This is a genomic window from Enhygromyxa salina, from assembly GCF_000737335.2.
Classification (GTDB): domain Bacteria; phylum Myxococcota_A; class Polyangia; order Nannocystales; family Nannocystaceae; genus Plesiocystis; species Plesiocystis salina_C.
In genome coordinates, this window is record NZ_JMCC02000009.1 from 45,146 (window position 1) to 69,184 (window position 24,039).

The 24,039-nt window shown below is 66.6% G+C and carries 15 protein-coding genes and 1 pseudogene; 7 read left to right on the plus strand and 9 right to left on the minus strand.

The features are described from left to right. Positions 1-222: 222 nt before the first annotated feature. Complete coding sequence (locus DB30_RS04415; RefSeq protein WP_153258221.1) at positions 223-360, plus strand: hypothetical protein; 138 nt, start codon at positions 223-225, stop codon at positions 358-360. 20 nt (positions 361-380) lie between these two features. On the opposite strand, the gene DB30_RS04420 is transcribed toward DB30_RS04415, so the two are convergent. From DB30_RS04420 to DB30_RS04445, 7 genes and pseudogenes are all read right to left on the minus strand, one after another. Then, the gene (locus DB30_RS04420; protein ID WP_052546716.1) at positions 381-1,469 is read right to left on the minus strand and encodes a DUF4238 domain-containing protein; all 1,089 of its coding nucleotides are present in this window, start codon (positions 1,467-1,469) and stop codon (positions 381-383) included. Positions 1,470-1,594: 125 nt separating this feature from the next. Then, positions 1,595-2,464 (minus strand): ImmA/IrrE family metallo-endopeptidase, encoded by an 870-nt coding sequence (locus tag DB30_RS04425; RefSeq protein WP_240480163.1) that lies wholly within the window; start codon positions 2,462-2,464, stop codon positions 1,595-1,597. A 75-nt stretch (positions 2,465-2,539) separates the two neighbouring features. Beyond that, positions 2,540-2,725 (minus strand): annotated as a pseudogene (locus DB30_RS43015) (helix-turn-helix domain-containing protein); the annotation flags it as partial. After that, positions 2,712-3,344, minus strand: a complete 633-nt coding sequence (locus DB30_RS04430; protein WP_052546718.1) for a hypothetical protein — start codon at positions 3,342-3,344, stop codon at positions 2,712-2,714. The pseudogene DB30_RS43015 and the gene DB30_RS04430, both read right to left, overlap by 14 nt. Before the next feature lie 443 nt (positions 3,345-3,787). After that, a complete protein-coding gene (locus tag DB30_RS43020) occupies positions 3,788-5,092 on the minus strand; it encodes an RCC1 domain-containing protein (protein WP_146658027.1) in 1,305 nt (434 codons plus the stop codon). 83 nt (positions 5,093-5,175) lie between these two features. After that, positions 5,176-7,017: a 2-hydroxyglutaryl-CoA dehydratase gene (locus DB30_RS04440; RefSeq protein ID WP_205632909.1), complete on the minus strand. Its 1,842-nt coding sequence runs from the start codon at positions 7,015-7,017 to the stop codon at positions 5,176-5,178. Between the two features lie 86 nt (positions 7,018-7,103). Further along, on the minus strand, positions 7,104-10,724 hold the full coding sequence (locus tag DB30_RS04445) for a BadF/BadG/BcrA/BcrD ATPase family protein (protein WP_146658028.1): 3,621 nt from the start codon (positions 10,722-10,724) through the stop codon (positions 7,104-7,106). Between the two features lie 291 nt (positions 10,725-11,015). Between DB30_RS04445 and DB30_RS04450 the strand changes: the two genes are divergently transcribed. The 4 genes from DB30_RS04450 to DB30_RS04465 all read left to right on the plus strand — a co-directional run bounded on the left by DB30_RS04450 (position 11,016) and on the right by DB30_RS04465 (position 17,553). After that, entirely contained in the window at positions 11,016-11,378 is a 363-nt protein-coding gene (locus DB30_RS04450; RefSeq protein ID WP_052546720.1) for a hypothetical protein, read from the plus strand. A gap of 237 nt (positions 11,379-11,615) precedes the next feature. After that, the gene (locus DB30_RS04455) at positions 11,616-14,741 is read left to right on the plus strand and encodes a putative inorganic carbon transporter subunit DabA (RefSeq protein ID WP_052546721.1); all 3,126 of its coding nucleotides are present in this window, start codon (positions 11,616-11,618) and stop codon (positions 14,739-14,741) included. Further along, on the plus strand, positions 14,738-16,123 hold the full coding sequence (locus DB30_RS04460) for a proton-conducting transporter transmembrane domain-containing protein (protein ID WP_052546722.1): 1,386 nt from the start codon (positions 14,738-14,740) through the stop codon (positions 16,121-16,123). The genes DB30_RS04455 and DB30_RS04460 overlap by 4 nt, the downstream gene beginning before the upstream one ends. Next, on the plus strand, positions 16,120-17,553 hold the full coding sequence (locus DB30_RS04465) for a proton-conducting transporter transmembrane domain-containing protein (RefSeq protein ID WP_052546723.1): 1,434 nt from the start codon (positions 16,120-16,122) through the stop codon (positions 17,551-17,553). Before DB30_RS04460 ends, DB30_RS04465 begins: the two co-directional genes overlap by 4 nt. Before the next feature lie 8 nt (positions 17,554-17,561). Here DB30_RS04465 and DB30_RS04470 read toward each other — a convergent pair whose 3' ends face one another. Next, on the minus strand, positions 17,562-17,798 hold the full coding sequence (locus tag DB30_RS04470; RefSeq protein WP_153258225.1) for a hypothetical protein: 237 nt from the start codon (positions 17,796-17,798) through the stop codon (positions 17,562-17,564). Between the two features lie 68 nt (positions 17,799-17,866). Here DB30_RS04470 and DB30_RS04475 point away from each other — a divergent pair, with 68 nt between their 5' ends. Next, positions 17,867-19,306: a hypothetical protein gene (locus tag DB30_RS04475; RefSeq protein ID WP_165703623.1), complete on the plus strand. Its 1,440-nt coding sequence runs from the start codon at positions 17,867-17,869 to the stop codon at positions 19,304-19,306. Positions 19,307-19,834: 528 nt separating this feature from the next. Then, positions 19,835-19,990 carry a hypothetical protein gene (locus DB30_RS04480; RefSeq protein WP_153258229.1) on the plus strand — a complete coding sequence of 52 codons (156 nt, stop codon included), beginning with the start codon at positions 19,835-19,837 and terminating at the stop codon, positions 19,988-19,990. 287 nt (positions 19,991-20,277) lie between these two features. Here the strand turns inward: DB30_RS04480 and DB30_RS04485 are convergent, their stop codons facing one another. Further along, on the minus strand, positions 20,278-24,015 hold the full coding sequence (locus DB30_RS04485; protein WP_052546726.1) for an AAA-like domain-containing protein: 3,738 nt from the start codon (positions 24,013-24,015) through the stop codon (positions 20,278-20,280). Between the last annotated feature and the right edge of the window lie 24 nt (positions 24,016-24,039).

Below are 24,039 nucleotides of genomic sequence, written 5' to 3' on the forward strand. Positions count from 1 at the left end.
CGGCACGAGGTCAGCGCGGTATGTAGGTCGGCCAAGTTCTGACGTTCGGACCTCCGTTCGATGCTCCACTTCGAGACCTACGGGCTGGGCGCAAGTCTACGCCAGCAGGCTCGGTGCTGGCGACCTGGCTGACGATGTCGCCCAGAACGTGTTGCTCGACATGATCTCACGGCCGCCCCGCTGCGCTGTCGACCGAGCGACATCCAACTGCTGGTAACGAACATGGGCGACGACATTCTCAAGGCCAGGCTGAACTCGAGCCCAGCGTCTATCGGCGGCGAATGGGCGCGGATCTTCAGCGGCGTCTCCACCGAGGTTGTTGCCAACGAAGCGCTCGTGATCGGTCATCGCGCAACGTGACCATCTCGACCGCGAACGAGTCACGGCCGGCGGACGCGGAAGGTGCCTGGCTCCAGCGGGGCGCAAGGTTCAATACCTCGCGGACGAAGGTGCTTGCGCCACTGCGATCCCCGCTCGTGGATCGGAGTTTTCTCCGCGCGCTTGCGGAGTCGGATCATGCTCAACTTCGGGCGAACGACCGGCACCGGGAAGAACATGTGCATCAGAACTCGCCGAATTCCGTTCGCTCGGGGCTGCTCTAGCACTTCGTCCGCCTTCTCGAATTTGATCCTAGGGGACAAACGGACGCGCGCCACGGCTCGAGCAAGGGAGTGTGCCTCCTCGTCTCCAAACCACGGTCCGAAGTAGATGTTGCGTCCCGCCTGGCTAGCGATGACCTTGTTGATCTGCTCGGCATCGGACGACGTGACTGGCAGCATAGCCCGTTTCGGGGTGACCCCGTAGACCTTTCCGTCGTATAGCAGAAGGCAACATGAGGGTGTCAGCGGGTAGAACACCTGGAGACCCGAGCATAGGACCCCGGTCACGCCAGCCCACGTCACCGATTCGGCGTAGGTGTTGTAGAGCGCGACGGGATGATCGGAGGTCACGAAGGATGGGTTAGCTGCGGTCAGCAACAGCGGCTGAAGATCATCCAACCCCATCGCGGCGTCTAGCGCCGACGACAGCGAAATCTGAACGGGATTGGTTGCCTTCACGCGCATCGCCGACAACGTCGCCTCATCGAAACGACCATCCTCCGCCAACAACTGTCGAGTACTTTCGTCGAACATCTCGTCCGTGAGCGTCGCGGCGGCTTGTGTTCGGTTGTGCTGCATGGCGATGAAGGTCATCACTGAAACCCAGTCCTCCGTGTTGCGTTGCGGGATCCAAGGGTCTTCGTGGACGCGTCGAAAGATCGGGGCGAGTTGAGCTTCGTGAGTTGCGAATGCCCGTTCGAGTTCACCATCGGCGCCATAGAAGTTGTTTCGATAGCACTGGCCCTTGATGCTGGCGCCGCGCACGAGTTGCCCGCTGGACAAGTTGAGCAGGTCAACCTGCCTTGACCCCGCTCCGAACTTGCTCAGGTAGAACTTCGGAACGTAGTGCTGTCGTCGATTCTCTCCCATCTCGACCTCACAGTGTGATCACGGGTGGCGCGCCAATCTGTATGCGAGCCATCCCGACTTGGACCAGGAACCCCGACATGGTCGGTGCCAGGACGAGCCGGCACCGACCTCGGCCGCGGCCTCGACTACGCTCGTCGCCGCGCCTCTTTCGCGGCTACGAAGGAGACAACCTTGCCGGGTTCATCCGGGGGTTGTCCATCCGGCGCGTCGATGCCCGTGATCTCGGACAGCTTCTGGCGGCTCACCGACAACGTGCTGGCAAGATCGTCGAACCCCAGGTTCATCCTGGTTTGGAGAACAGCGAGCGCCGCATGGACCACCTCAGGTCCCGTGATGGGGAACTCGCCTGGTTCAGCCTTGCGCCATCCTTTCGCCGAAATTGCCTTGTAGAACCTCTGGTACTGCACGGCGGAAATCAGCGCCAGGTCGTAGGCGCGACGGACCATCGCTTGAAGACTCACGCGCCATCGCGCCTTGAGCTTCAACAGTGCCGTCCAGTTGATGCGACTCGTTCGTGGGAACTCCTTCACGAAACCGGCCCGTGGCATGAGGTAGGCGCTTGCGAAGCGGTCCGCTTGCCTTTCGGTCTCGCGGTCGCCGGTCTCGACCCCCTCGTGAATCACGAGGTGCCCAAGCTCGTGCGCCGCGTTGAAGACCGTCCTGGACCCGCTGTCCTTTCGATTCAGCACGACGAGCTTGCGGCCCGTTGGACCAATTGCCGAGAAGGCATCGACCTTGGCGACATACCCCTCCACCATCAAGACCATCACGCCGGCGTTCTCCAGCGACCTGATCATGTTGTCGATGGGACGGTCGAGGCCCAGGCCCCACTTCATCCGGCAGGCTTCGGCCGCGCGTTCGATGTCTTCAACAGCGTTCACTGCGCGCGTTGGTACGTTGTCCGGCGGCAGGTCGAGATGCCGGTCCAGGAAGTCCACGAACTCGGCGAACAGGGTGCTGTGGGCGAGGGCCTTGTTCTTCTCGGCGACGGCCATTCGGTTTCGGTGCCGAAAGTGAACCTCCTCCTCGTAGAACTCGCCAGGGAGATCCGTGTAGAAGAAATTGGGGGTCACACCAAGGCACTCAGCAAGCGCAGCAGCAACGACGGGCGTTGCTTCCCGTGTCCCCTTCTCCAGACGGGAGACGAGACTCTGATCGAGATACACAGCCTTCGCCAGCGAGGACTGGGAGTGTGTGGCGAGAAGTCGAGCTATGCGGAGACGGCGTCCTGAGAAAGTTGGGTCAGTCTTCGTCATCGGCGGCCGACTCGTCGTCTACCAGGCGAAGTCCAACCTTTGGAGTTTCCTGTCGAACCGGCTCGCGGATGTGCGTGGCGGCGTTGGCGAGGATGACAGGAACGTTCTCCGCCCGGATGGACCACTTCCAGATCATCTCTCCAAAGGAGTCGAGTTCCTCGAAGACGAACTCCGCGATGCGGTTGTCTTCATCCGGGATCGTTCGGATCCGAAGACGCGCGTCGGGAAGGTCGCTCTCAATCTTGTCCTCCTTCAGGTACTCCAACGCGAACAGCATCTGCTGGACGGCGCGCTCCTGGGAGGAGACATCCAGCACTCGCGCCGGCGGATCTGTGTCGGCGTCGGCTCGGTAGAGACGGATGGGAAGGCCGTGAACCGCGAACACGCCACGCTGAAAGTGGACCTCGTCGATGTACTCGTGGGTCCGGGAGAGGTCACGAAGGGTGCCGCGCCAGCGGACGTAGAACGCGACGCCCTGGCTGAGCGCGTCATCGTACGGGTGGGTGAGGTCGTCGATGACGCCGTCGCGGACACGGACAGCTTCCTCAAGGAGGTCCAAGAGGTCGGCTCGGGCGTGTCGCCACTGGTCGAAGTGCTCCCACGGGGGACTCTGATCCATGCCTCGACCTGTACTCTTTCGTTCGGACTATCGCAAGAAATTTATGACATCGCGTCCATACAATGACAGTCGAGTGATTCTATGACGCGCCAATGACGCGCGCCGATGACGACGGATGAGACATCCGATGCGGGTCGCAGGGTGCCTGAACAACGCGCATGTCCCGCGCTTGGCATACTCGTCTGGCGGCGAGGGGCATCGCAGACGGGTCACCCGTTCGGCGCGATGTCGCCCCGAACTAAGCCGGCCCCGTGCACCCGAGGCACGGCTCGACGATCACAACTCGAGCAGAATCGGGTCGGTCAGGCCGCGAAGTCGAGTTCGAGCTGGCCAGCTGGGGCTGGCCTTGGTCGCGGAGGCGCCCTGTCCGAACAGAGGTCAAAGTCCTCGCGCCGAGCGGATAGAACATGCGATGGAGGTCGGGTACGTGAACTGCGCAACGCTCATTTCAGCGTGCGGATAGGCAGGCGCAGTGGGCCCTGGCCCGGTCGGGTGGCGAAGAGGCTCCCAACTTCACCCCGTTCGGCGCGGTCTCGCGCCGGGCCTGCCTTGGTCCCTGAGCCCAAGTCACGGCTCGACCACGGCCTGGTCAGGGTCGTGTCGTTCACGCGGCAAAGTCGAGTTCGAGCTGGCCAGTTGGGGCGGGCCTCGGCCGCGGTGGCGGCCGAGGACCGAGGCCCAAGTCGGTGAGCACACCCGCGATCTCGTCGGGCTTGTTGGCGTTCTTCACCAAGCGCATCGCACCTCGGCAAAGCGGGCAGGTCATGATGTCGACCGCGAACACACGCCCAAGAGTGTCGAGTGGGTTGCTTGGTGATCACCTCGAGTTCGGTCACATCGCCGTCGAACAACAAGCGTATTAGACGCCCCTGCGCGGCGACGTGTACGACCGGGCCACCAGCGAGCTGGATCGGGTCGACCGAGGCTGGGGTCTCGTCGTCACGGATTGAGTCGACATCAACGCCGAGTCCCAGCAGTCCAAAGCCGGCAGCCCCCCAGCAGCGGAGGCGGCCACCTTCCAAAATTGCACAGGTTTGATCCGAGCCCGCCGCGAGCGCACGAACTGAACCTCCAACATCCACGCGCCGGAGATCCTTTGGCAGCTCACCGCTCTCGTGAGCCAGATTTTCCGTCCAGGCGTAACCAGTGGCTCCCGCCGCGCCACTGCCCCAGCACTTGACATCGCCGGTCTCGAGGAGCGCGCAGGCGTGATCGGAGCCTGTCACGATCTGAACGACGCGGTCGGCACCGAAGTCGAGTAGCGGACCGGCGAGTAGCGTCTCGTCGTCGCCGAGCCATCCGGTCCATGGAAATCCCAATTTGCCAACGGCACCACCGCCCCAGCAGCGCGCGCTCCCGTCCGCGAGGGTGAGGCATGCCACAGAGGTCCGAAGCGACATGTCGGTGATCCGCTGACCGAGGTCGAGCAGCGGCACGGTGGACGCGAACTCGTCGTCACCATAAGCGGACCCTGGAAGGCCAAAACCGAGTCGACCATGGTCGTTGCGGCCCCAACATCGGAGCTTCGTGTCCTCGATGACAGCGCAGGCCTTGGAGGCGCCAGCGTAGATGCGTGGTGGAGTCGCTGGCTTGGGTAGTTCATCAGTCGTGTCACCGTCACCACAGCCAGTCAGCAGCACACCAGCCCACCCAAGCCAGTGAGCGACGCAGGAGGCCTGACGAAATGCGGCCCGCCGACGGTGAGTGCTGCGTTCCATGTGGCTCTGGAAACTGCGGATCAACAACATTAGAGCTATCGTGTCTTCGCGCCTCCCAAAAGCTCGCGGCCCCCGGCGAGCGCCGAGAGCCGCGTAGACCACCCAACCGCTAATCAGTGAACCGAGCGCGCCGCGAAGCGCGAGCCGATCACCGGCAGCTTCTCGAGCGGCACCCGCTGCTGAAGTTGCAGCACCGCCTCTTCGCCAAGCTCGCGCGCGACCACCTTGGCCCCCCGCGCCAGCGCAGGCGAGGCCTCGCGGGTGGCGTTGGCAAACCCAACCGCGTCATCCGCGAGCTTGCGAGCCTTGTTCACCCCCCGCTCCCACGCGGTGGTGTTCATGTGATCACGGACGTCATAGACCATGCGCGCGGCCTTGCACGCGGCGATCTTTCGCTGCGTGGGAAAGTACAGCGTGTCGCTGAACTTCGGGGTCTTCGCAATATAGTCGTTGACCTGATCGAGGGTGAGCTCGCAGTCCTCGAGCGCGCTCTCGAGCTCCTTCTCGGCGGCCTTTTGGGCCTTGAACAAGAACATCTGCACGCGCGAGTAGAAGTTCACGGCCCCGTCGCCGCTGGTCTCGACGGCGCAGAAGATCGTGCCGGGGTAGCGCTCGGCGACCACGGACTGCACGCCGTCGCTGATGCCCGAGCTGGGCATGCAGCCGAAGGGCTTGACGCTCAAGGTCATGTTGGTCTTGCGATCCACGAAGTTGCTGATCGTGTTGGCGACCTCCATGTGGCCCTCGCCGCCGCGCAGCTCGGAGCTGTAGAAGCCCTTGGCGGTCTCGGTTCCGTGGGCGACGCTGTGCAGGTGGTAGTCGTGGTAGCCCATGATCTCCGAGTAGGTGGTCCACCCGGCGCGCACGGCCTGCTGGGCCATCCATAGCAGGCTGCGCTTCTTGAACGCGCCAAACCGGCCCTTCTCTTCGAGGCCGCTCTGGGGGTCGTGCTCGCGCAGCAGCTCGCGCTGCTCGAGGTCGGCGACCTCTTCCCAGATGTTGTAGAGCAGCCACTCGGTCACGAACTGGATCTTGACCTCCGCACCCTCCTGCTCGAGGAAGCGCTGCATGTAGTAGTTGCCGTCGCCCTCGGTGGTCATGGCCCAGAACTCACCGGTGATGCCAACGAAGGGCCGGACCTTCATGTGGTCGACCTCGACCGAGGCCATGATCTTCTTGGCCTTGTGGAGCGCGGGGATCAGCGGCTTTTTGTCGGTGAAGGCGTCGTAGCAGACCTTCTTGGCCTGCTCGAGCGCGATGTTGGTGGCCCCGGGCACGCGCTCGTAAGGGCGAATGCGGTAGCCAAGGCCGTTGATCACGTCGCCGATCAGCAAGCCACGAATGATCGCGGCGAAGAATTTGGGGCTCATGTCGAGGCCGCTGTCTTCACCGGTGGCCTGATCCACGCCGCCCTTTTCTTGGAACAGCATGACGCGGAATCCGTCAAAGCCGGCGTCGCGCAGGGCCTTGCGGTACTCGGTTGCGTACATGCCAAACCGGCACGGACCGCACGACCCAGCCGTGAAGAACACGAACTTGTCGATGATGTCCTGGGTGGCCATGCCCTTCTCGTCGCGCAGGGCGGTCAGGTACTTCACCAGGTTGCCAACGGTGTAGTACGTGGGGTTGCACTGGGCGCGATTGCCAAACTCTTTGCCGAGCCGCAGCGACTCGTTGTCGGGCCGATCCAGGGCCAGGATGTTGTAGCCAACGGCCTTGACCGCGGCTTCGATCAACATGTCTTGCGCGACGGTGAGGCCGCCAAGCAGCATGGTGATCTTGGCCTTCTCCGACTTGGTGAAGCCAAGATCAACCATCTCGTCGGTCCAGAACTTGGTGTCTTCCAGGCCAAGCCGCTGGCGCTCTTGCTGCTCGAACTCGGCGAGCTCTTTTTCGATGTCTGCGATCTGCGACTGGCCGTAGATCGGGAGCTTGTGCGAAATGACGTCGTTCATCGGGATCCTGTGGTGGCCCTGTGCTGGCAGGGCGAGCTGCGAAGTAGAAGTGGGTGGCTGCGTGAAGCGGTGGGAGAGAAGATTTGTCAGGGGGCGACGGACTCGGACTTGTCCCGACGACCCAGGCGGATCTGGACCAAGTTCTTGGCCTTGGAGAGCAAGCGCTGGCCGGTCTGGACCGCGGGCTTGGGCACGTACTCGCGGACCCGCTTGCGCACGGCCTCGAGCGCCTCGTCAATGCCGGGGTCGCGGCGCTGCATCTTGCGCAGCTGCTCTTGCTTGAGCTCGAGCAGCTCCATGCGCTTGTTCTCGATCGACTGCAGGAGCTGCTCGCGCTTGGCGGAGGCGTCTTCGAGCCGCTCTTTGTGGAGCGAGAGCGAGTGGGTGTAGGTCTTGACCCGGATCTTGATCGAGCCGCCGGGCTTGTTGGCGTCGAGGTCGTGCAGCGCGGCGGCGGGGACCTTGGCGGCCTGGATGATCGAGTCCACGAGCCCATAAGTGGGCGCGTCGCTGCCACACTTGAAGCTGCTCAGATCCAGGATCGCCACGTTGGGGTGGTGGGCCGCGAAGTTGGCCGCCCAGACCCGCTGGGCGCTGTTGGCCAGGTAGTTCTCGGGCCACACGTGGCTGATCTCGAGCGGCGAGCCAATGTCGCCGTTGTCGAGCTCCTTTTTATAGTAGCGATCCAGGTATTCGCGGCTCTTGGGGATCGAGCGAATGCTCAGGATTGGGTACCCGAGCGCCTGAAACTCTTCGGGGATCGAGTGACCAATGCCGGGATCACCGTGGTAGGGGCGGGCGAGCACCAAGATTGCGATGGAGTTCTCGGCCTCGGCGGTGTCGAGGATCGCCTGGCCCTTGTGCTCCATGTCGGCGTTGAAGGCGTCGAGCGCGGCAAAGCCCTGGCGGCAGGCAAAGTCGCTCTCGTCTTGGGTGATGCCCAGGCGCGGACCCCAGGTGTCGAACAGGTTCTTCTTGAGGAAGTTCTGCTCTTCCATGTTGATCGGGTCATCGACGTACTCGATGTCCCGAACCGCGAAGAAATCCAGCTCTTTGGTGAACGCGGCCCGCATCACGTTGGGGGTGCCAGCGACGATTGGGCACACGCCGTTGTTGTGGGTGTCGATGATGAACCCGGGGATGAAGGTCTTGACCGGGAAGTAGATGAAATTGAGCGGCCGCTGCTTGTCGGGCAGGTGCTTGTGAAACAGCAGGTTGTGGATGTGGGCCTGGCAGACCTTGGCCGGGAAGCAGGGATCGATCGAGCCGTAGCGGCCGCCCTCGGTCCACAGGGTGTCGTCGGTGACGTCGCTGAACACGACGTTTTGCTTGGGCACGCCGAGGGCCTCGAAGTAGGCCCGGAAAAACGGCGCGGTCGAGTAGAAGTTGAGCACCCGCGGCATGCCAATGCGGACCCGCCGGAGCCGCTCGTGGGCGTCTGAGCGCTGGAACGGGCGGCGGATCTTGCGACGCTCGATCTTGAGGACGCCGGCGGTGACCTCGACGTCGTCGATCATGGTCCCAGCCGCGGGCATTGGCGAGGTGTCGTAGAAGTGCATGAACGCCTTCTTTGCCTCGTAGGTGACCATGTTGGGGTACTGCGACGCGATCGCCTTCTTCGCGCGCACGACCTCGAGCATGGCCTCTTGGCTCTCTACGGTGCCCTTTTCACACGAGAAGCCCGAGATGTAGCGCGACAGGCTGCCGTCGGGGCGCTTGGTGTCGATGAAGGTGCGGCTGCACTCGTTTGGGCAGAAGTGGCAGGTGGTGGACTCGTCGTTTTGGGTGGTGAACTCGAGCCCAAGCGTGGCTTCGATGCCGATGAAGCGGGTGGTCTTGGTCCGCTCGTAGCGGCGCAGACACTCCATCGCGGCGCCGATCGCCCCGGCCTCACCCGTGTGCGGGTGGACGAACACCTCGGCGTCGGGGACCCGCTCTTTGATGTAGTCGACCTGGGCTTTGACGGCGGCCAGGTTGTACTGGGTGCCACCTTGCAGCACGAATTTGCGCCCGAGCGAGGCCATGCGCGGGATCTGGACCACGTATTGCCACACGTTCTTGGGCAAGACTTGGGCAAGGCCGGCGAGCAGCTCTTGCTTCTGAAACCCCTCTTTTTGAAAGTTGACCCGATCGGTGTCGAGGAACACCGCGCACCCATAAGAGAACTTGGGCGCGAGCGAGGCCTCGAAGGCGTTCTCGGCGTACTCGGTGATCGGGATGCCAAACTGATCGGCCATTGCCTGCAGCAACATGCCGTTGCCGGCGCTGCACGAGTTGCTGAGCTTGAAGCCCTGGATGTCGCCGTTGCGCATGAACAGGACCTTGATGTCCTGCCCGCCGATGTCGCAGATCACGTCGACGTCGCCGAAGAAGTGGACCGCGCTCATCATGTGGGCGACGGTCTCGACGATGTTGACGTCGGCGAGCGCGACCTCTTCGAGCACGTCGGCCGCGTAGCCGGTCGCGCCAAGGCCCAGGCACTCGATTGTGGCGCCCTGGGCGTGCACCTGGTCACGCAGGGATCGCAGCAGATCCTTGGCGTCGACGATTGGGTTGCCCTTGGACAGCTGGTAGGCCTTGGCGACGATCTCGCCGTCTTCGCGCACGAGCACGGCCTTGGACGAGGTCGAGCCGCCGTCGAGGCCGATCACCGCGCGAACCACCGAACCCGGCTCGAGCACGGCCGGCTTGAACTTGGGGATTGTGTAGGTCTCGCGGAAGCTGTCGGTCTCGTCGGTGGTGGCCGACAGCGGCGGCCCGGCCTGGTCGCCAAGCTTGGCCCGACGGCCGTTCCTGATGAACTCTTGCAGGGGCGCGAGGCCCTTGAAGCGCGCGCCCGAGTCGGGCAGCGACATGCCGTAGATCGCGGCCCCGAACGCGGCATAGAGCTCCGCGTTGTCGGGCACGAAGATCATCTCGTCGATCGTCATGTCCGCGGGCGGGACGAACCCGCGATCGCGCCAGGTCTCGGGGATGCGCTTCTTCCAGCACTCTTGCAAGAACGGCAGGTAGGTGTTGGGGCCGCCAAGCAGGATGACCCGCGGCTTGAGCGTGTTGCCGCGGGTGAGCACCGAGAGGTTCTGCAGCACGATCGCGTCGGCCAGCGAGTTGAGGACCTCGTCCTTGGGAATGCCCGACTTGATCAGGTTGACGATGTCGGTCTCCGCGAACACGCCACATTTGGCCGCGACGTGGTGGAGCGCGTGATCACTGAAGTGCAGGCTAGTAGCGAAGCCCGGCTCGGCGCCGACCTTGATCATGCACTTGTCGATGGTGGCGCCCGTACCCGAGGCGCACTTGTCGTTCATCGACGCATTCGCGGTGAGGTTGCCTTCTTGGTCCTGCTTGAAGACGATGATCTTCGCGTCCTGGCCACCAAGCTCGATTACGGCGCGGACGTCGGGGTAGAGGTGCTCGACCGCGAGGGTGACCGCGTTGACCTCTTGCACGAACTTGGACCCGGTTGGCTCGGCGATTGGGCCGGCGCCGGATCCCGTGCAGAACATCTGGCAGGGCTCTGCGATTAGCTCTGGGTGGGCCGCCAATATGGCCTCGAGCAATTCGAGGACCTTCTCTGGCTGTTTGGTGTGGTGGCGCTGATAGTCGCTCCACAGGATTTCGTATGAATGTCGGTTGATGACGACGGCCTTCACCGTTGTCGAGCCGATGTCCATTCCAATGACGAGGTCGCTCTGATCTGCTCGCATGCTGGGTTCCAGAAGCTATCGATTGGCTACAACAACTCACCCGAGGAAAGCTCCGCTGGTGAGCGCTCGCTCGCCGCTGGAACCGCGTCTGTCCCGCATCGGCTTGGGATTTGTGTACCGGGAAGCGCGCGGAATCTACAGCGCACGTTTTGCGCGAACCGCAGCTCTTGCTGGAACTCGCTGAGGTTGCGTGATCTAGATCACCGATCCTCAGCGTCGTATTGATCTGAAGGACAAGGTGGCTGGGCGCTTGACTGTTGTTGCGAGCGTGCCAGTATCCGCGCAGGCAAAATGTACGAGCCTGTCTACGGCTTCCGCTCGAGCAAGCTGCTCGCCGTCCTGCTGGGCATGTTGCTCTGGCTGCCGGTGATGGGCCCGAAGCTCGCGGTACCTGGGCAGGCGGTCGTCACATGCGCTGATGCCGGGGGGACCGGGGTCGGCGAGGTTGGCGGCGACGCGGTTCCAACTGAGGCGCGCGAGGGCGAAGACGGCGAGGGCGCCAAGACGTCCGCCGATCGGACCCAGCTGTGCGGGCCTCGGTCCAGCCTGCTCGGGGGCGGCTCCATTCGGGTTGGGGTTGGTGCGTACGAGCGCGAGCGGCTGTCGTCTGGCCACGGCGTGCAAGCGCGCGGCCGCAGCCCCCCTGTCGTCTGAGCGGCTCGTTTCAATGCGATCTGGCCAATGCGAGCCAGCCCGCGCTGGGACCGAGTCGAGAATGTGTCTGGTCCGCAATGTGGCGGGCCCGCGCGCATGTCCGTGGTCCCTTCCACGAATGCCGCGCGCAGATCCATTGCTCCGCTGACAAGGGATATCTCCATGCAGTCGATTTTGTCGCTGTCTTCGGACGCGAGCTCTAGCTCCGTCCACCCACGGCCCCACACGGGCGCGGTCGTGTCTGTTCATTCCAGTGCCGCGACGCTGAGCGTAGCGCCGGCGCCAACCCAGGCTTGCGAGCAGCTCGAGCACGCGCTCGAGCACGCGGTCCACCTGCTGCCGGACCAGGCGCCGCTCGAGATGTTCGTGCACCACAACACCTTGCACGCGCTCGCGCACCTCCCTTTTCACGAGGCGCTGCGCACGGCTCACGCGGAGTATGGGGCGCGGGTCTATCGGGGCGAGGCGGGGTTTCGTGAGGACCTGGCGAGCGGGCGGATCAAGCCTGCGGAGCTCGACCACGAGCTCGATCGCTACTTCGTACAGACCGGCCAAGACCCCGCCGAGCGGATCGGTGACCTGTGCACGCGACGCTCGCTCTACGGTCTGGCGCTGCGGGTCGACCTGAGCGTGCCGACCCGCGCCGCGCTGCGCTGGCGGGTCCGCGAGGAGCAGTTTGATCGGCGCTTGCGCGCGATGGAGCCGGACGCCGCGCGGGCGACGATCGCTCGCGGCCAGACCTACCTGCGCGGCGTGGTGTCGAACGCGTCGCCGCCCGAGCTCGCGCTGCGGTTCTTGGGTCCCAACGGGGTGCCGGAGCGGATGGACGAGCGCTACGCGATCCCGCTCGAGATCGATGAAGTGCTGGGGGCGCTCGATCGGGATCCCGAGCCGTTGGTCGCGGGGTCGATGTGGCAGACCTGTCGGGTGTTGGCGCGGGCGTGTGGGCGCCGGCCAAGCACCCGCGCGCGCAGCCAAGTCCAGACTGCACGCGACGCGATCTTGGCCAGCACGGGCCACGACATATGGCAGCAGGTGCTGCCCGAGCTGCTTGGCTGGGCGGCGGCGTATCTCGAAGAGGGCTTCTCCTACTGGCCGATGCCCCATCGCGAGGCGGGCTTCTTCAACGTGGTGCGCGAGCTGCTGTTGGCGCGGGGCCACGTCGAGGGCTGGGTCCGTCGCGCGGCCCGCTTGCTCGAGGGGCTGGACGGCGCCGGGTCGTTTGATGCTTGCCTGGCGGCGCTCGATGGCCTTGGGGTCGAGCCCGATCAATTTGACGACTACATCTCGACCTTGCTGGCGGCCACGCCGGGGTTTGCCGGGATGTTCAGCCGGCTCGAGCGGCACCCGCACGAGCGCGCCACGTGGGCGCCCCCGACCTCGCTCGTGGATTTTTGCGCGGTGCGGCTGGTGTTCGAGTGGGCCGCGGTCGAGTCGGCGGCGGCGCAGTATGGTCTGGTCCAGGCCGCGCTGGTCACCGGCGGGGGCACGTCCAAGGCCGAGCCGCAGCACCCAGACGCGAACGCGGCGTATCGACTGTTCTTGGTCGCGCAGAAGCTTGGCCTGTCGCCGGCCGAGCTCGACGCGGTCGTGCCGGAGGACCTCGACGCGCTGCTCGACGCGCTCGATGCATTTGACGAGCTCGAGCGCGGTCGGGTGTTCTTGGAGGCCTACGAGCGCCGCTATCGGACTGAGATCCTCAATGGGCTTCGCGGGGTGCGCCCCGCGGATCCAGCCCAGCGTGGGGACCGACCCAGCGCGCAGTTCGTGACCTGCATCGACGATCGCGAAGAGTCGCTCCGCCGCCACATCGAGGAGATCGATCCGAGCGCAGAGACATTTGGCGCGGCTGGGTCGTTCGGCCTCGCGATTGACTACCGGGGTCTGGATGGCGGTCGTCACGTCTCGCTCGCGCCGACGGGCGTGCGCCCGCGCCACGAGATCGTCGAGCGGCCCCAGGCCAGCGACGCGGCGCTCGGCAAGGTCCGCGAGGATCGGCGCCGACGCTGGGGCCGACTGCTGCACCAGACCTTCTTCGGCACCCGCAGCGCGGTCCGGGGCGCGCTGGCGAGCTTGCTTGTCGGTCCGTTCGCGTGGTTGCCGCTGAGCGTACGGGTGTTGGCGCCGCGGACCAGCGCGCGGGTGGTGGGTGGTCTGGGCGCGCTGGCCTTGCCCACGCCGCGGACCCGCTTGGCCAACGCGGACTCGGGCGAGGCCAGCCCACGCGGGCTCGCGAGTGGCTACACCTTCGCGGAGCAGGTCGATCACGTCTACGCGCTGCTCGAGGGCATGGGCTTGCGCGAGTCGTTCGCGCCGCTGGTGTTCCTGTTGGCGCACGGCTCGACCAGCGTGAACAATCCCCACGCGGCGGCCTACGAGTGTGGTGCCTGCGGTGGGCGACGCGGCGGCGCGACCGGGCGGTTGCTGGCGATCTTCGCCAATGATCCGCGGGTCCGAGCCAAGGTCGCCGAGCGTGGGATCCAGATCCCAGACGACACCTGGTTCGTCGCGGGCGAGCACGACACCGCGGCCGATCGGGTCGATCTCTTCGATCTGGATCTGCTGCCCGAGTCGCACACCACGCAGCTCGCCCGCGCCCGCGCGCTGCTCGACGAAGCGCGGGCGCGCAACAGCCACGAGCGCGCCCGCAAGTTTCAGCTGGCCGCGCTGTCGGCTGGGACCCGAGCCGGACTGCGCCACGTCGAGAGCCGCAGCGCGCACCTTGGGGAGACCCGGCCCGAGTACAACCACTGCACCAACGCGATGTGCCTGGTCGGCCGTCGCAGCCTGACCCGCGGCCTGTTTCTGGACCGGCGGGCGTTCCTGGTCTCCTATGATCCCGAGCACGATCCGAGCGGGGCGGTGCTGGACCGGCTGCTGCTGATCGCCGGGCCGGTCGGCTCGGGCATCAACCTCGAGTACTACTTCTCGCGGGTCGACCCCGAGCGGTTCGGGTCGGGGACCAAGCTGCCGCACAACGTGTGCGGCTACATCGGCGTGCTCAACGGGAGCTGTGGGGATCTGCGCACGGGTCTGACCACGCAGATGACCGAGATCCACGAGCCGATGCGGCTGTTGGTGATCGTCGAGGCCACGACCGAGGCGCTGCTCGGCGTCGTCGGGCGCCAGCCGATCATCGAAGCGTTGGTGATCAAGGGCTGGATCGGCCTGGTCAGCGTGGACCCGCGGACGGGTGACATGCAGGTGTTCGAGGACGGCGCGTTCGTGCCCTACCACGCCGAGCCAACCACGCTGCCAACGGCCCCGAGCTCGGCGGCGTACTACGGGGGACGGCGCGAGCCGCTGCCACCCGCGCGGATGCTCGCGGCGTCTGGCGCTCGCACGCAGGGGGGCCCGTCATGAGCGGCGTGGATCTGAGCGCGATCTGCATGATCGCGGTGCCGCTCGCGCCCTTGCTCGCGTTCGCGTTCGTGGCGATCGCCGAGCTGAGCCGGACCAAGCCGCTCAGCGAGCGGGTCGTGTCCGGCGTGGTGATGTCGGCGAGCGTGGTCGCGCTGGCCGGCTGCGTGTGGCTGGCGGGATCGCTGTGGCGATCACCCGCGGCCGAGTTGGTGGTGGATCGCGGGCCCTGGTTCGAGATCGGTCACTATCGCTTCGCCGCGCGCCTGACGATCGACAGCCTGAGCGCGCTGATGCTGCTGCTGGCGTCGACCCTGACCTTGGTCGGGGTGCGCTTCTCGGTCTCGTACATGCACCAAGATCCCGGCTTTCGCCGGTTCTTTGGGCTGCTCGCGCTGTTCGAGGCCGGGCTGTTGCTGCTGCTCGAGGCTGGCACGATCGATCTGTTGTTCATGGGGTGGGAGCTCGTCGGGTTGACCTCGACCTTCTTGATTGCGTTCTTCCACGGCCGCGAAGCGCCGGTCGCTGCGGGGTTGCGGGCGTTCGTGACCTATCGCTGCTGCGACGTTGGCCTGCTCGCAGGCGCCGTGCTCTTGCATCACCACGCCCACGCCTCGGACTTTGACACCGCGTTTGGGGCCGGGCACTGGCCGGTTGGGACCGCGCAGCTCGAGCCGCACGCGGCCACGTTGATCGCGCTGCTGTTCTTGCTCGCCGCGATGGGCAAGGCCGGCGCGTTCCCGGTTGGCGGGTGGCTGCCGCGGGCGATGGAGGGGCCAACGCCGTCGAGCGGGTTGTTCTACGGCGGGCTCTCGGTCGCGGCGGGGGCGTACCTGCTGCTTCGGGTCGCGCCGCTGTTCGCCGAGTCCATGCTCGCGCGGGTGCTGCTGGGCCTGGTCGGGCTTGCGACGATCGTGCACGCCACGATCGTCAGCCGGGTCCAGACCGACGCGAAGACCCAGCTCACCTACGCGTCGGCGACCCAGATCGGCATCGTGTTCGTGTGGATCGCCCTGGATCTGCGCTGGCTGGCGCTCATCCACTTGCTTGGCCACATCAGCCTGCGGACCTTTCAGCTGCTGCGAGCCCCGGCGGTGCTCGATGATCGGCATCGGCGCGACGCGGCGCTCGGCGGGCAGCGGCTGCACACGGGTCAGCACATCGAGCGGATCGTCCCCGAGCAGGAGCGGCTGCGGCTGTACGCCCTGGCTCGCGCGCGCTTCGAGGTCGACTCGCTGCTCGACGTGCTGGTGGTTTGGCCGTTGCTCTCGCTCGCGGACGGGGCTGCCCGGCTCGAGCGTGGTGTGACGGAGCTGTTGGTTCGCCCGCGGCCTGGCCACGGGTCGCTGTCTGGCTCGCAACTCGACGACGAGGATCTGGCATGAACGACTCGTTTCCATGGCTGTCGATCATCATCGGGCTGCCGCTAATTGGCGCGGCGTGGGTCAGCCGCTCGCACGGTCCGTTGCGCGCGCGGCAGATCGGCGGCGCGATCTCGGGGGTGGTGTTGGTTGCCCTCGCGCTGGCGCTGGTCGAGGTTGTCGGACGCGGGGGCGGTGCGCGGATCGAAGATCCCAGCTTCGCGCTGGGGTGGTTCGGTGACCGCCCGCTGCTGGGCTTGGACGCGCTGAGCGCGGTGCTGGCTGTGACCAACGCCCTCACGGCGTTCGCGGTGATCGTGGGGGCCCCGCGATCTCGCGACGAGCGCTCGCGCATTGTCACGCTGTTGCTGACCGAGGCGCTGATCCTGCTGATGCTGGCGAGCCTGGATCTGGTGCTGCTGGCGATCGCGTTCGTGGGTCTGATGGTCCCGGCCAGGTCGGTGCTGCCGCATCACGAAGCGCCCGACACCACCCGGCTGCATCGCTTCGTGTTGTTCGCGGGCGCGGTGCCGCTGGCCGCCGCGGTCGGGCTGATGTTGGTGGGCGACACGCAGACGCTTGGCTCCGATGTGCTCGATCTGCGCGTGATCTCGACGGTGCAGCACCACAGCGTGGACGCGGTGCTGGGGTTGCTGTTGGTGACGGTGTTCTTCCGCATGGCGCTGCTGCCCCTGCACTCGTGGCTACCGGCGATGACCCAGCATGGCGCGCTGGGATCGACGGTGCTGTTGGTCGCCTCGCAGTCGGGCGCGTACCTGTTCGTGCGCGTGGCCTTCGTGTTCTTCCCTGGTGACGCTGGCGGCCTGACCGCGTGGTTGACGGTGGGCGGGTTGGCATCGGCGGTGTACGCGGGCGTGCTCGGGCTGATCCAAGACGACCTGCGTCGGCTGATCGGGTGGCTGAGCGTCAGCCAGTCGGGCCTGATGATCGTGGGCCTGTGCTCGCTCGAGGCCGAAGGCGTGGCCGGAGCGGTGGTCTACTGGGTTTGCTACGGAACCGCGGTGACCGGCCTGGCGCTGACGATCTGGGCCGTGCAGGCGCGGACCGGGACCACCAAGATCTCCAAGCTCGGCGGCCTCGTCGAGTCCTGTCCGCGCCTCACGGTGGCGTTCGCGGCCTTCGCCGTCGCCAGCGTTGGGTTTCCGGGCTCGCTCGGGTTCGTCGCCGAAGACCTCATGGTCCACGGCGTGCTCGAGCGCTACCCCCTGCTTGGGATCTCGATGATCGCCGCGACGGCCCTCAACGGCATCGCGCTGATCCGTGCGCTGTTTCGCGTGTTCCTGGGGCCGGTCGTGATCACCGCCCCCGCCGACCTTCGCGCCCGAGAGCTGTGGGTGCTGGCCGGCTTGGCCGTCGTCGTGTTCGGGCTTGGCGTGTGGCCGAGCGCCGCGATCGACGTCGTCGGGCTCGCCCGACTCTGCATCCATGGCTGACCTGTCTCTCAGCTGAGTCCTGTACGCAACAGGCTCGATATCTCGGAGATCGCGGCTCGGCCAACATCGACAACGGCGCGCGCACGCGGTTGGCGAACTCGTACCATGGCCTGTTTTTGCTCGGTATCATTGATCTGTCCGGCACTCGCGTCGTAGACCACACGGTGATGATCAAATTCGAGGAACTGCGGCGAGACATCGATGGGCACGGACACACACTGAAGATCGTTGACCTCGATGGGCACCGCCGACGCTCGAACCACCCGCAGGCGTCCGCGCGCAAGGCTGCGGCAAACCTGGGGAGTCAGGCGCCTTGATGCTGCCGGTCTGGACACTGGCGCTGGCTGGCTTGCTCGGCTTCGCGCCACCTTCGGATACACCTGCGCCGATCGACCCGGTCCCCCACGATGGGTCGGCGGCGGTCGGACCCGGCGAGCCGGCCCAGCCGGCGGTCGCGGCTCAACCTGCTCAACCGGCCCCGCCTGCCCAACCGGCCCAACCGGCCCAACCGGCCCAGCCGGTTCAACCAGCCCAGCCGGTTCAACCAGCCCAGCCAGGGGTTGCAGGGGCGCCAGCTCAGCCCGCCGCAGCACCCAAGCAGCCCGCGGACGCCGTGCCGGAGTCGGGGAGTCGGCTGAGCGTCGAGTACAAGCCCAACACGGGCGTCCACATCACCAGCGCTGACGGTCGCTTCGCGATGGCCACCTGGCTGCGCATGCAGCTTCGTGACACGCTGACCCACACGCCAAGCGCCACGCCGGAATTGACCAACGGCATGGAGTTCAGGCGGGCCTCGCTGTTCTTCGCGGGCAACGTGTTTGGCCCCAACAACAAGTACTTCTTGCAGCTGGTGTTCGATCCGCGCGGGCTCGGCATGCAAAATGGCCAAGTCACGCAGTCGCCCTTGTTCGACTTTTTCTTCACGTTTGACTATCTGCGGGACCTGTCGGTGCGGGTTGGGCAATACAAGCCCCAATATAGTCGGCAGTTCATCGCGGCGTGGGCTGATCTGCAATTCGTGGATCGCTCGACCGTGCAGTCGGAGTTCTTGCTCGAACGCGACCTTGGCTTTGATCTGTTCTCGAACGATCTTGGCGGTCTGGATCTGTTTCGCTACTCGCTGGGCCTCTACATGGGGCAGGGGCGCAACAACCTGGCGATCAACGACATGCGCATGGACTACGTCGCGCGGCTCGAGGTGCTCCCGTTTGGCGGATTTGACGAATACGTAGAGGCCGACCTCGACCGCAGGCGCAAGCCAAAGCTGGCGCTGGGGGTGGCGTACTCGTTTAGTGATCACGCGCAGCAGGATCGGGGCGTGCGCGGGGCGACCCCAGCCGACGGCGGGACGACCAACATTCACCAGTTCGTGGCGGACACCATGTTCAAGGTCCGCGGGTTCTCGGCGACGGGTGAGTTCTTCTGGCGTCGCGGGGTGCGTAACCCGGGGTCCGCCGTTGACGACATGGGGGTGGCGATCCCGGTCTCGGCGCCGCGCAACGGGATTGGGTGGTTTGGACAGGCGGGGTATCTGCTCCCGAGGGCGCCGGTGGAGTTCGTGGCGCGGGGTGGACAGACGATCGCGATGGGGAACACCAGCATGGGTAGCATTGGGGAGCTTGGCGGTGGGCTGGGGTGGTACCTGCAGGGCCACGCGATGAAGCTGCAGATGGACTACTTTCACACCTGGGCGAACGCTGGCTTTGCGGATGGGGGGAACCAGGTGCGGTTGCAGCTGCAGATTGGGATCTGAGATCTAGCGAACTCCGCGTTAGGCCGTCGAGTATGGACATCGCCTCGGTGAGCAGCTTGAGCGGGTGCGGGGTTCGATGTGCTGATCGGGCAGCGCGCACGACCCGTGAGGGTCCCTCCGGGCACGGAGGGCTCAAGGCGCTAATTTGCGTTGTCATGGATCGCTGTCAACGAGGTCGGGCTGTGGCTTCGGTCGGGCACTCGCAACGCCCTCTTATTGTGCCCGGAGGGACCCTCACGGGTCTTCTGTGCGCTTCTCGTCGTTCGAGACGGCGGCTACACGCTCGGGATCGAGGGGCGTCTTGGGGGCCAACAATACTGGTTGCGGTGGTTGCACTTGAAGGTCGCGGTGGTCGTTCGAATGCTCTCGAGTGGTCGAGCAGGTGCTGCGGCAGCGCGCGTCCGAGGGTCGATGGGGGTTCCGAGTGCTGCGGCCCGTGCTGCGGCCCGTGGTGCGGCCCGTAGTGCGGGCTGTGCTCCCCAAGCACGACGTCGACCGGGCGCTGTCGAACGCGAGCGTCCAAGCATCGTGCCGCGGCCCGGCGTGGCCCAAGAAGCCGCCGATGACAACCCGCTCGCAACCGAAGCCGGGGGTCGTGCGCAGGCGATGCTCGAGGTACGCCCGCGAAACCAGTGGATGTTGGCAGCCATGGACGGTGGCCCGCTCGAGTGGAGCGGTGGTTGACCAAGAACTGCCCGATCCCGAGCGCGTAGCTGCCGTCTCGAACGACGAGAAGCGCACAGAAGACCCGTGAGGGTCTCTCCGGGCACAATAAGAGGGCGTTGCGAGTGCGTCACCGAAGCCACAGCCCAACCTCGCCGACAGCGATCCATGACAACGCAAATTAGCGTCTTGAGCCCTCCGTGCCCGGAGAGACCCTCACGGGTCGTGCGCGCTGCCCGATCAGCACATCGAACCCCGCAGACCCAAACTAGGCGCGTCGGCACCAGCGCGATCGCGTGAACCCTTGCTCAGCCCGCGTCTTCGCCCTCGCCGCACACGCTTGGCACGACAGACCCGGGCGCCAAGCTGGCGCAGCCCTCGGCCAGCCATGCGTGGGGTCGCGCGGGCCAGCGGGCCAGTTGCCCGCGGCCGTCGACGGCGAGCAAGGTCTCGCCAGCGTCGATGAATCGCAGGGCCGACACGGGGCCGAATCCGCGGAACCGCGCGAGCGCCTCGGGGCTCGACGGACGCCATAGTTCAACGGCGCTGGCGTTGGTGCCACCGCGGCCAAGCGCGAACCACTCGCCGTCGTCGGCGATCGCAACCCCGGTGATCGGCTCGGTGCCGAGCTCGAGGGTTGCGACGCGCTCGCGGGTCTGGGTTGACCACAGCTCGGCGCCGCCTAGTTGATCGATCGTCAAGAAGTACTCGCCCGTGATCGCGATGACCTCGGCGCGACGCTCGGTCTCGAAGGTGCCCAGGATCGCCGCTGTGCCGGGATCCCACACGCGCACGATGTTGCTGCGGTCGGCGCTGACGAGCCGGGATCCGTCGGGCGAGAGCGCGAGGCGATCCACGGGGGCTTCGTGGCCGGACAAGGTTGCGATCGGTTGGCCGTCACCCGCGATCAGCAACACCTTGCGGTCCTCGGTCGCGGCGGCGAGCAGCTTGCCGTCGATGCTCAGCGCGAAGTCCAGGACCCGGCTCTCGTCGGCGCCGCTGACTGTGGCGATGGGCTTGGCGTCGGGCCCGGCCGCGCCGCTGATCAACGCGAGATCGGCGTCGGCGTAGAGCAGCGCGAGGCGGCTGCCGTTGACGCTGACGGCGGCCTTCGTCAGCGGTCGTGGGAGCGGCCAGCGGGCGCTGGTCTGGCCGCCGGACCAGCGCAGCTCGAGCGCGGTGTCGTCGTAGTGGACGGTCGCGGCCACGCCTGCGGTGTTGAGCGCGGCGCTGCGCAGCGGCAAGCTGGCGGTGCTGTTGAGGGTGAGCGGGTGAATGCGAAGCTGCCCGCTCCGATCGCCAACGACCAGCGCGGCGCTGTCGGGGGTGAACGCGAGGCTGGTCAGCGGGGCCTCGTGGGCCTGCGTGGTGGTGAGCAGCTTGCCGGTCTCGATCGACCAGACCCTGGCGATGCGATCTTCGCCCCCCGTTGCGAGCAGCTCACCCTCGGGCGAGAGCGCGAGCGCGGGCAGCAAGGCGAGATCGGCGGGACCTGCCTGGGGCCCGGTGGCGCCGCTCGACGCAGGGGTGGAGGTTGGGGTCGCGGACGCGAGCTCGGCGATTGAGCGCAGGTTTCCGCGGGCGGTGTCCCACACGGTGATGGTTGGGTCGGCCTCGAATTGGATCAGCAGCTCGGCGCCGTCGGGGGTCGCGAGGAGCGAGCGGGCCCGAGCCCCTGCGCGCAGCTGCGGCGGGCTGACGCTGGCCTGGACTTGACCGCTGGCGACGTCCCACAGCTCGATCGCTTCGCCGTGAACCACGCCCACGCGGGTCTCGGCGCCAAGCCCGGGGTTGATCACGACGGCCTGCTCGAGCGTGAGCGTGCGGGCGAGCGCGCTCGCTTGCAGGCGCGCGCTCGCGTTGCCGGCCTTGGGATCGACGGTGTCGATGCTGCCGTCGCGGCGGATGACGCTGACGTTGCCGCCGTCGTCGACGGCCAGGCTTGCAACGGGCGCGAGCGGCATCGGGACCCCAAACGGTGCGGTGATCGGCGCGGGCCCGAGCGCGGCGCCTTCGCTCAGATCCCACACGGTCAGGCTGCCCTCTTCGCTGAGCGCGGCGAGCCGCTGGCCAGAGGGCGAGAGCGCGAGCGCGTCGGTGGTGCCGGCGATGCTGGTCAAGCTGGCGACGCGACGGCCCGTGTCGCGCTCCCACACGCGGAGCTCGTTGGCGTTGACGCTCGCGAGGCGGGCGCCGTCGGCCGTGAATTGCAGCCACTCGATCGGCCCGGCGTGGGCCGAGATCAGCGTGGTGTCACCGGGGCTGGCGAGGTTGGCCGTGAGCCCACGGGTGATCGGCGCGGGCACGTCGTCGATGTTCGAGCCAGCCTCGCTCCAAGCCGACAACGCCCCCAGCGCGAGCTCGAGGCCCTCGCTGCGACGGGTGGGCTCGGGGGCCAGCAGCTCGGCCCGGGCGGCTCGCTCGATCGCCAAGCGCAGACCCAGCGCCGACAGCTCGGTCTCGAGCGTGTTGATCTTCAGGCTCTGCTCGTCGGTGCCCGCGGCTTGTTCCACGGCGTGGCGGGCAGTCGCGACGAAGGTTGGGCCTTGCGGATCACCTGTGCCGCCAGCGAGCTCGGCCAGCTGTGGGGTGGACTTGTTGGACGCCGAAGCTTGGCCGGAGTTGGCGGGGGCGCCGTTTTGTGCCGCGGGGCTGCTGGCGGACACGGGCACGCTGACGGCCACGCGGTACTGCCAGACCACCGCGCCGAGCGTGGCCCCGAGCCCAAGGCACAGCGCGCCGCCTGCATACAGCAGCCGGCGCAGCCACAGCGCGCGGGCGCTCTCGCTGGCGAGCACGAAGTCGCGCTCGCTGGGGGTGACGTCGGGTCGGCCCTCGACCCACTCGATCGCCGCGCGCAGGCCCTGTCCGCGCAGCAGCTGGCCCGAGCGACGGCCACCGGTCTCCCAGCGCTCGAGCGCGTCAGAGACGGGGCGCCCCGCGAGCGCGCGCCGGACCCAATTGCGATCGAAGGCGCGCTCGACCACGCGATTGCGGACCCGCAGCTTGCCACCCGCCGAGGGCGCGACGAGCCCAGCGACCTTGAGACGGGCGACCACCAGCGCGCCCTCGGAGCCGAGCTGGCGCCCGCGAAGATCGACGATCTCACCGCGAAGCACCCGCTCGTAGGCGGCGAGCATGCGGGTGCGGTAGGGGTCGCGGTGGTCCCGGCGCAGCCGCCGGGCCGTGTCGCCCAACAGCGGATCGACCTCGGGGCCGCGCTGCAAGAACGACTCGCGGATCACCCCTTCGACGGCCGTGGCCTCTGCGCCGCGGCTGAACTCGCGCAGCAGCAGGTCACCGCAGATCCACTGGACCAGCGCGGGGTTGCCCGAGGTCCAGTCGTAGAGCGCGTCGAGCAGGGCCTTTTGATCGACGTCGAGCGGCGCGAGCGTGGGCCCAAACTCATCGAGCTGCTCGCGGCTGAAGTCGCGGGGATTGAACTCGCGGGCGGGCAGATCGAAGCTGCTGCGGCCGGGATCGCTGATCAGCTCGTCGCGGGTCAAGGCGCCGATCAAGCACACGCTCAGCCGCCGCCACACGCTGTCGTCGCCGCGGGCGTCGGACATGGCCCGCAGGGCTGCGAAGAAGTCATCGCGGGCCGGGCCGAGCGAGCGGACCAGCTCGAGCTCGTCGATGAACAGCACCAGCGGCTCTTCGCTGGGCTCGAGCAGGACCTCGCGCAAGCACGCGCGCAGGCGGGTCTGTGGAGGGCCCTTTGATCGGCGCCAGGCTTTCTTGGCTTGCTCGACCAGCCCGAGGTTGCGGGCGGCCTCGATCACCACCGAGGCACAAAATGCGTCGGCCCGGGTCTCGGCCCCGATCCCGCCGAGGTCCACGGTTGCGACCCGCACGCCAGCCTTGGCGAGCTGCTCCGACGCGCGGATCCGCAGGCTGGACTTGCCGCTGCCGCGGGCCGACAGCACCAAGGTGTACTCGCCCGCGCGCAGGGCCTCGACGAGGCCGGTGTCGACCTCTCGCTCGATGTAGGGACCTGGGCCGTAAAAGTTGCGGCCGCGCTGCGGTCGGTTGCTCGGACTGGACATCACGACGGGGGTCTATTTATACCC

What these genes read in the sequence shown, in the direction of transcription:
- DB30_RS04415 (WP_153258221.1), top strand. Translation starts at nt 223, where the DNA reads ATGGGCGACGACATTCTCAAGGCCAGGCTGAACTCGAGCCCAGCGTCT.
- DB30_RS04420 (WP_052546716.1), bottom strand. Translation starts at nt 1,469, where the DNA reads ATGGGAGAGAATCGACGACAGCACTACGTTCCGAAGTTCTACCTGAGC.
- DB30_RS04425 (WP_240480163.1), bottom strand. Translation starts at nt 2,464, where the DNA reads ATGGCCGTCGCCGAGAAGAACAAGGCCCTCGCCCACAGCACCCTGTTC.
- DB30_RS04430 (WP_052546718.1), bottom strand. Translation starts at nt 3,344, where the DNA reads ATGGATCAGAGTCCCCCGTGGGAGCACTTCGACCAGTGGCGACACGCC.
- DB30_RS43020 (WP_146658027.1), bottom strand. Translation starts at nt 5,092, where the DNA reads ATGTTGTTGATCCGCAGTTTCCAGAGCCACATGGAACGCAGCACTCAC.
- DB30_RS04440 (WP_205632909.1), bottom strand. Translation starts at nt 7,017, where the DNA reads ATGAACGACGTCATTTCGCACAAGCTCCCGATCTACGGCCAGTCGCAG.
- DB30_RS04445 (WP_146658028.1), bottom strand. Translation starts at nt 10,724, where the DNA reads ATGCGAGCAGATCAGAGCGACCTCGTCATTGGAATGGACATCGGCTCG.
- DB30_RS04450 (WP_052546720.1), top strand. Translation starts at nt 11,016, where the DNA reads ATGTACGAGCCTGTCTACGGCTTCCGCTCGAGCAAGCTGCTCGCCGTC.
- DB30_RS04460 (WP_052546722.1), top strand. Translation starts at nt 14,738, where the DNA reads ATGAGCGGCGTGGATCTGAGCGCGATCTGCATGATCGCGGTGCCGCTC.
- DB30_RS04465 (WP_052546723.1), top strand. Translation starts at nt 16,120, where the DNA reads ATGAACGACTCGTTTCCATGGCTGTCGATCATCATCGGGCTGCCGCTA.
- DB30_RS04485 (WP_052546726.1), bottom strand. Translation starts at nt 24,015, where the DNA reads ATGTCCAGTCCGAGCAACCGACCGCAGCGCGGCCGCAACTTTTACGGC.